The 6,169-nt window shown below is 66.8% G+C and carries 7 protein-coding genes and 3 pseudogenes; 9 read left to right on the forward strand and 1 reads right to left on the reverse strand.

The annotated features are described in order from the left end of the window. Nucleotides 1-20: 20 nt before the first annotated feature. From ACWD04_RS32205 to ACWD04_RS32240, 8 genes and pseudogenes are all read left to right on the forward strand, one after another. Nucleotides 21-335 carry an MmgE/PrpD family protein gene (locus ACWD04_RS32205; RefSeq protein ID WP_451137283.1) on the forward strand — a complete coding sequence of 105 codons (315 nt, stop codon included), beginning with the start codon at nucleotides 21-23 and terminating at the stop codon, nucleotides 333-335. Further along, nucleotides 259-1,437 carry an MmgE/PrpD family protein gene (locus ACWD04_RS32210; protein WP_451137284.1) on the forward strand — a complete coding sequence of 393 codons (1,179 nt, stop codon included), beginning with the start codon at nucleotides 259-261 and terminating at the stop codon, nucleotides 1,435-1,437. The genes ACWD04_RS32205 and ACWD04_RS32210 overlap by 77 nt, the downstream gene beginning before the upstream one ends. Nucleotides 1,438-1,501: 64 nt before the next feature. Then, complete coding sequence (locus ACWD04_RS32215; protein ID WP_451137285.1) at nucleotides 1,502-2,011, forward strand: MFS transporter; 510 nt, start codon at nucleotides 1,502-1,504, stop codon at nucleotides 2,009-2,011. Nucleotides 2,012-2,013: 2 nt separating this feature from the next. Next, complete coding sequence (locus tag ACWD04_RS32220; protein WP_451137289.1) at nucleotides 2,014-2,859, forward strand: MFS transporter; 846 nt, start codon at nucleotides 2,014-2,016, stop codon at nucleotides 2,857-2,859. A gap of 36 nt (nucleotides 2,860-2,895) precedes the next feature. After that, nucleotides 2,896-3,027 (forward strand): hypothetical protein, encoded by a 132-nt coding sequence (locus ACWD04_RS32225; RefSeq protein ID WP_451137290.1) that lies wholly within the window; start codon nucleotides 2,896-2,898, stop codon nucleotides 3,025-3,027. A 39-nt stretch (nucleotides 3,028-3,066) separates the two neighbouring features. Beyond that, nucleotides 3,067-3,771: pseudogene (locus tag ACWD04_RS32230) on the forward strand (zinc-binding dehydrogenase); the annotation flags it as partial. A 46-nt stretch (nucleotides 3,772-3,817) separates the two neighbouring features. Continuing rightward, nucleotides 3,818-4,237 (forward strand): annotated as a pseudogene (locus ACWD04_RS32235) (MFS transporter); the annotation flags it as partial. 152 nt (nucleotides 4,238-4,389) lie between these two features. Beyond that, nucleotides 4,390-4,665: pseudogene (locus ACWD04_RS32240) on the forward strand (ISAzo13 family transposase); the annotation flags it as partial. A 212-nt stretch (nucleotides 4,666-4,877) separates the two neighbouring features. On the opposite strand, the gene ACWD04_RS32245 reads toward ACWD04_RS32240, so the two are convergent. Further along, nucleotides 4,878-5,234 carry a beta/gamma crystallin domain-containing protein gene (locus ACWD04_RS32245; RefSeq protein WP_451137286.1) on the reverse strand — a complete coding sequence of 119 codons (357 nt, stop codon included), beginning with the start codon at nucleotides 5,232-5,234 and terminating at the stop codon, nucleotides 4,878-4,880. Between the two features lie 643 nt (nucleotides 5,235-5,877). Here ACWD04_RS32245 and ACWD04_RS32250 point away from each other — a divergent pair. Beyond that, nucleotides 5,878-6,169 (forward strand): transposase (locus tag ACWD04_RS32250; protein WP_451137287.1); only part of this gene is annotated, 292 nt, incomplete at its 3' end.

The following is a 6,169-nucleotide window of genomic DNA, read 5'->3' on the forward strand; positions in this document are numbered from 1 at the left end:
GATCCGACCGGAGGAAACCCATGACGCATGCCACCGGCGTGGCGGCCCGTCCCGCCGAAGTGTCCGGCGTACTGGCCGAGTTTGCGGCCGAAGTCACGTACGACAAGCTGCCGCAACCCGCCGTCGACAGTGCCAAGAAGTCGCTCCTCGACACGCTCGGCGTGATCCTCGCCGCCAGCGGCACCGAGCCCGCGGCGCACGCCGCCGTCGATGTCGTCAGGGACACCGGTGGGCGGCCCCAGTCGACTGTCCTCGGCCATGGCTTCCGGGCCCCGGCGATCATGGCGGCTTTCGCCAACGGTGCCATGGCACACTGCCTCAACTTCGACGATTAGACACCGTGGGGCCAGCACTCCGCCACCTCCATCGTCCCCGCCCTCGCAATCGTGGAACGGCAGGGCGGGATCCCCGGCAGACCTGATCGCCGCCGTCGCGGTCGGGCAGGACCTCTTCACTCGGCTGCGGCGGCACGTCGGCTGGCGCCAGGACTGGAATCTGTCGTCCGTCATCGGCGTCATCGCCGCCACCGCCACGGCCGGACGCCTGTTGAACCTCCCGCCCGACCGGCTTGCCCACGGCTTCAGTTTCGGCGCCATCCAGTCCGGTGGCTTCATGGACATGGTGAGCGGCCCCGGCAGTGAACTCGGCGGCATGTACGCCGGATTCTCCGCCAAGGGAGGCGTGCTCGCCGCCCTCCTTGCACAGCGGGGAGCGAAGGGCACCGACACCCTCTTCGAGGGGACGAACGGCTTCTTCGCGACCTACTTCGGAGGCACCTACGACCGGGAGAAGATCCTCGAAAACCTCGGCGGCGAGTACTACGGCGGGGCAACGCTCTACAAGCCCTGGGCTGCCGTCGGCACCGCGCACAGCCACATCCACGCGACGCTTGAGGCGATGTCTTGCCACGGCCTGGGCAGCGACGACATCCAGGAGCTGCGCGTCTATGCCGGCGACTGCCACGAGGGTCTGTGTGCGCCCCTGCAGGCACGGCGGGCGCCCACCACCCTCATGGACGCGCGCTTCAGCCTGCCGTTCCTGGTGGCGATGGCGGCAGTGCACGGGGATCTGAAGGCCGGCGATCTGACCCAGGAGGCGCTGAAGGACCACCGTGTCCTCGATCTCGCGCACAAGGTCGTAGCCGTGTCCGACCCCGCCCTCGACTGGAAGGACGAGCTTCCCAGCGGACGCGTCGAGATCGTGACTCGCGACGGCCGCCGCAACCAGCAGAGCGGCGAGCACACACCAGGTTCCGCCACCAGGCCGTTGACCTGGCACGACATCAGCAAGAAGTTCGCCGACTGCGCCGCCCTGGCCGCCGCACCGCCGCCGCCGGAGCAGATCGCCGCGACACAGCGGACTGCGGCGGACCTCGAATCTGTCGGCGACGCCGCGGATCTGGTCCGGTCCCTCACCCAGTCCCCGAACGGTCACTGAACGCCTCCCACCGCCCTACGCCCCTCGTGAATGTCCTGGACAACAATGAAGTTGGACGGATCTCATGACCACAGGCGACACCGCACCACCACCTCCGGGCGTCGACGTCCCGGCTGTCGTACGCAAGGTGAAGCGTTCCATCCTGCCGGTCGCTTTTCTGCTCTACATGTTCAGCTACATGGACCGCTCCACTATCAGTTACGCGGAACTGACGATGTCGAAAGACCTCGGCATCGGCCTCACCACGTACGCGGCGGCCGCGTCCGTGTTCTTCATCGTGTACGTGCTCCTGGAGGTGCCGAGCAACATCGTCATGGCGAAGATCGGGGCCCGTGCCTGGCTCTCCCGCATAGCCGTCACCTGGGGACTCGTCACCCTGCTCACCGGCTTCATCGCCAACACGACTCATCTGTACATCGCGCGGGTCGCCCTGGGCATCGCGGAGGCGGGGCTCTTCCCGGGGCTCGTCCTCTACCTCACCTACTGGTTTGTCAGTCAGGACCGCAGCCGCGCGCTGGCCGGAATGGTGTTCGCCCAGCCTGTCGGACTCATCGTCGGCAGTGTGCGGGCCTGATCCTGGACCACGTCGACTGGTTCGGTCTTGCCTCGTGGCGGTGGCTGTTCGTCCTGCAGGGCCTGCCGCCGATTCTCCTGGGTGTGTGGACCTTCTTCCGCATGGCCGACCGCCCGGCCAAGGCCCCGTGGCTGACCAGCTCCGAGTCCACCTGGCTCGACAGCGCAATCAACGCCGACTATCGGTCCAGGGACGGCGCGGACCAGGTCGCCAAAGAGGCCGTCCATCCCGAACTGCGGGCCATCAAGAACCCCCGGGTTCTCCACTTGGCCGTCGTGTCATTCCTCGGTGGCGTCGGCACCTACGGGATGACCTTCTTCCTCCCGCAGATCGTCGCGCAGCTGGATCCCGGATACTCGCCCACCAGCATCGGCTTCATCGGGGCCCTCCCGTACCTCTGCGCGGCGGTGGCGATGCTGATCGTCGCCCGGATCTCCGACCGAACCGGCAGACGCAGGGCCGCGGTCATCGGCTGCCTGATGACCGCCGTCGCGGGCCTCGTCATGACCATGGTCTTCCGCAGTGTTCCGGTGCCAGGCCCCATCGGGCTGTGCCTGTTCGCCGTCGGCATCGTCTCCTACCTCCCGCCCTTCTTCGCCCTGGCCACAGAAGTGCTCAGCCGCGCGCAGAGTGCCGTCGGCCTCGCGGTCATCAACTCCGTCGCGTCGTTCGGGGGCTTCGTCGGGCCGCTGCTCATCGCGAAGGTGGCCAAGGAAGACAACACCGCGTTCGGCCTCGTCGTCCCTGCGGTGAGCCTGGCCGTCGCCATCGTGCTGATGGGATGTCTGCGGTCGCGGGGCGGTACGGCCGTACCCGGGGACTCGCGGGCGCCGGCGACGACCGGCTGACGACTTCTCCAGTCGCAACAACCTTACGGAGTACATATGAAGGGCGCGGTTTCCCTGGGCGGCCGCACGGTCGAGCTCCGGGACTTTCCCGATCCGCAGCCCCGCCCGGGCGAGGTCGTCGTCGCCATCAAGGCTTCCGGCATGTGCGGCAGTGACCTGCACGTGTAGCGCGAACAGCCGGGCCGCGACACCACATCCGGAAAACACATCAACGGCCATGAACCGGCCGGCGTCGTGCAATCTGTCGGCCCCGGTGTGCCACCGGACACCGCCAAGGTCGGCGACCGTGTCATGGTCCATCACTATGTCGGCTGCACCCGGTGTGATCACTGTCGCTCGGGCTGGCCGCAGATGTGTTCCGGAGAGCCGTTCCGTGCCTTCGGCACGCAGGAGCACGGTGGACATGCGCCCTTGATGAGGGTGCCCGCCGCGACTCTGGTCCCGCTCGACGACGCGCTGAGCTTCGAGGCGGGAGCCGCCATCGGCTGCGGCACCGGCACGGCGTGGGGCGGCCTGGAGCGTCTTGGTGACATCGGGGGCAGGACGCTCGCGGTGTTCGGCCAGGGCCCGGTCGGTCTCTCCGCGACGATGCTCGCCACGGCACGTGGCACCCGGGTCGTCGCCATCGACCCGGAGCCCGCGCGGAGCGCCCACGCCCAGCGGTTCGGCGCGGTCGCTGCGTTCGACCCGAACACCAAACAAGCGCCAGACGTACTACGGGAGTTGACGGGGATAGAGGGTGTACCGCTGGTCCTGGAGACCTCCGGTGCCTCGTCGGCGATCAGGGACGGGATCGCGGCCGTCGCGCCGTGGGGAAAGGTGTGTCTGGTCGGGCTCGGCGGCGAGGCCCGCTTCAGGACGGTCGATGTGCACCGCAGTCAGATGACGCTCATGACCTCGTGGACGATGTCCATCGTGCAGCAGCGGCAGTGCGCCGCCTTCATCGCCCGCAACAAGCTTGTCACCTCCGCGCATCGCGGGCGGCGCGATCCTGTACCCCGTGACCGGCGCCATGGCCGACCACTACGGTCGCAAACCACTGCTCGTCGCGGGCACTGTCTGGACGGCGGCGGGCATCTACCCGGCGTTCGCGCTCGCGTCCAGCGGTTCCATCCCGGCCGCCTGTGGCGCCGCCGCCATCCTGATGGTCGGCACGGCGCTCATCACCACACCCCAATTCGCCGTCCAGGCCGAGATGTCCCCGACCTCCATGAGGTACTCCGGGCACGCCATCGCCACCAACCTCGGCAACGCCCTGCTCGGCGGCACCGTCGCGCTCATCTCGGGGGTCCTGGTGAGTGCGACCGGATCGGCCATCGCCCCGGCCTTCTACATCATGGGCGTGAGCATCTTCGCCCTCGTCGTCGTGCTGTTCACGCCGGAGAGAAGGACTTCGACCTGCGGCATGCCCGCGTCAGGACCGCCGCCGTACGTCATGAAACCCGACCCGCACCAAGAGGATCACGCGGCAGATGTATGGCCGAGCAGGATTCGACCTCCTCCGCCACCGCATCCTCCTACCGTGACGACGGAACGTCACCACCGACTACGGAACAGAGCCGAGAACGTTTTACAGTCCCGGTCCTGGCCACCGTGCTCCACCTGCGAAAACTCGCGCCCATGGACCTCCTGGGCCAGCTCTTCAATACCACCGTCATGACCATCAGCCGCGCAGCGAAAGACGTCCGCCCGCTCCTGGAAGCCCATGATGTTCACCCCACCGCCTCAACAACCCGTTTCCACACACCGAAAGGCGTCGTGAGGTTTCTCGACACCGACAAATCCAAGATCAAACCAGCGTGTTAATTCCCGGCAAGTCCTAACGGATCATCTCCGAACGCGAGTTGGCGCGGTTCTTTACTTCTTCTTGTCACTCATCTGCCCGCCGCCTTCTTGTCGAGCCCGCATGCTCGGCCCGCCGAGTAGCCGAGGGGATTCTCGCCCCTCAGCTACTGGCGGACGGTTCCCATCGCTATCTAGCGAGGTTCCGTATCACGCAATCGCGTCCCGCAGGGTCGTCACCGGATTTCAATTGCGTCGACGTGGGTCGCATTTGTCGGTTTGTATACGGTCCATTTGTTGAGCGAAAACTTGGTCCCGTTGACGTCGTAGACGACCACGGCGTTGTTGCCGGTGGCGATCCGGGTCGCCCACATGCTGGGCACGTAGTTATACGTGCCGGCGTTCGCGAAGCAGTCCTTGACGGACCCTCCCAATTCGCTGCGCCCCTCGACCACCAGATAGCCCGCCGCGTCGTCCAGGCAGCGAACTTCGTCGATGGCGTAGGCGCTGCCGACCGGAACGGCGACGGTGAGAGCGGCGGCTGCGGCGACTGCCATAGCCGAGGACCACACCATCTTCTTGGTGAGTGGCATTACGATTCTCCACATGAGTGAGTGCCGAATTGTGCGGTCACGGTACGGGGATAGGGAAACTGACGGAGTTGGCCGTGCGGCCATTTTTGCCACCTACCCCGCGCCTCCATCGAGGATCACTCACAGGTCCCCATTGTGACAATCCCACCCTTTACCCCTGACTAGAATCGATCACTGAATGTCCAAAAGTATCCACAGTGGTGGGATGATCGGATAATCGTGCCGTGACGAGAATCAGCCTGAACCCGCGCACGGCCCGCCGGTACGGCCGCACCGCCCGGATGTGCACCCCCGCCGGTGCAGCAGCTCGTGGCCGACATTGGCGTCCACGTGAGTGCAGTGCGCTTCGCGAGGGGGCCCGGGGCTGCGTCCGGCAAACCGTCCGACGAGCTACGGCACAAGGTCCACCCGGTTGCCGATGGCGGAGCACGCCCCGTGGCCTTTACCGGCACCGTAGGCCAGGCCGGTGACGCACCCACCTTCGAGACGGGAATGTTTCACATCCGTGTGCCTCGGGGCGGCACTCGTAGCCCTGGCGGAGGATCTTCTCGATGTCTTCGAGGGTTGCGGCGGTCTGTGAGGCGACCCCGGTTGTGTGGACACGCTGACAATGGATCTTGCAGATCCGAGGAAGGGTGTCCTGGTGGGACGGAAGTCTCCGTATCCGGCGGAGTTCAGGAACGATGCCGTCGCGCTGTACCGCGCGGCGGGCGGGAAGCGTACGTATGCGGCGGTCGCGGCGGACGTCGGCGTGACCGGCGAGACGCTGCGGAGCTGGGTGCGCCAGGCCGACGAGCACGCGGGCCGGGATCACGGCCGCGAGGACCAGACCGCGCAGAGCCGGGATGAGGAACTGGCCCGGCTGCGCGCGGAGAACGGCCGACTGCGCAAAGCGGAGAAGGAGTGGGAACTCGAGCGGGAGATCCTGCGTCGGG

It is taken from the genome of Streptomyces sp. NPDC002911, assembly GCF_053591835.1.

What these genes read in the sequence shown, in the direction of transcription:
- ACWD04_RS32205 (WP_451137283.1), top strand. Translation starts at nt 21, where the DNA reads ATGACGCATGCCACCGGCGTGGCGGCCCGTCCCGCCGAAGTGTCCGGC.
- ACWD04_RS32225 (WP_451137290.1), top strand. Translation starts at nt 2,896, where the DNA reads ATGAAGGGCGCGGTTTCCCTGGGCGGCCGCACGGTCGAGCTCCGGGAC.
- ACWD04_RS32210 (WP_451137284.1), top strand. Translation starts at nt 259, where the DNA reads ATGGCTTCCGGGCCCCGGCGATCATGGCGGCTTTCGCCAACGGTGCCA.
- ACWD04_RS32245 (WP_451137286.1), bottom strand. Translation starts at nt 5,234, where the DNA reads ATGCCACTCACCAAGAAGATGGTGTGGTCCTCGGCTATGGCAGTCGCC.
- ACWD04_RS32215 (WP_451137285.1), top strand. Translation starts at nt 1,502, where the DNA reads ATGACCACAGGCGACACCGCACCACCACCTCCGGGCGTCGACGTCCCG.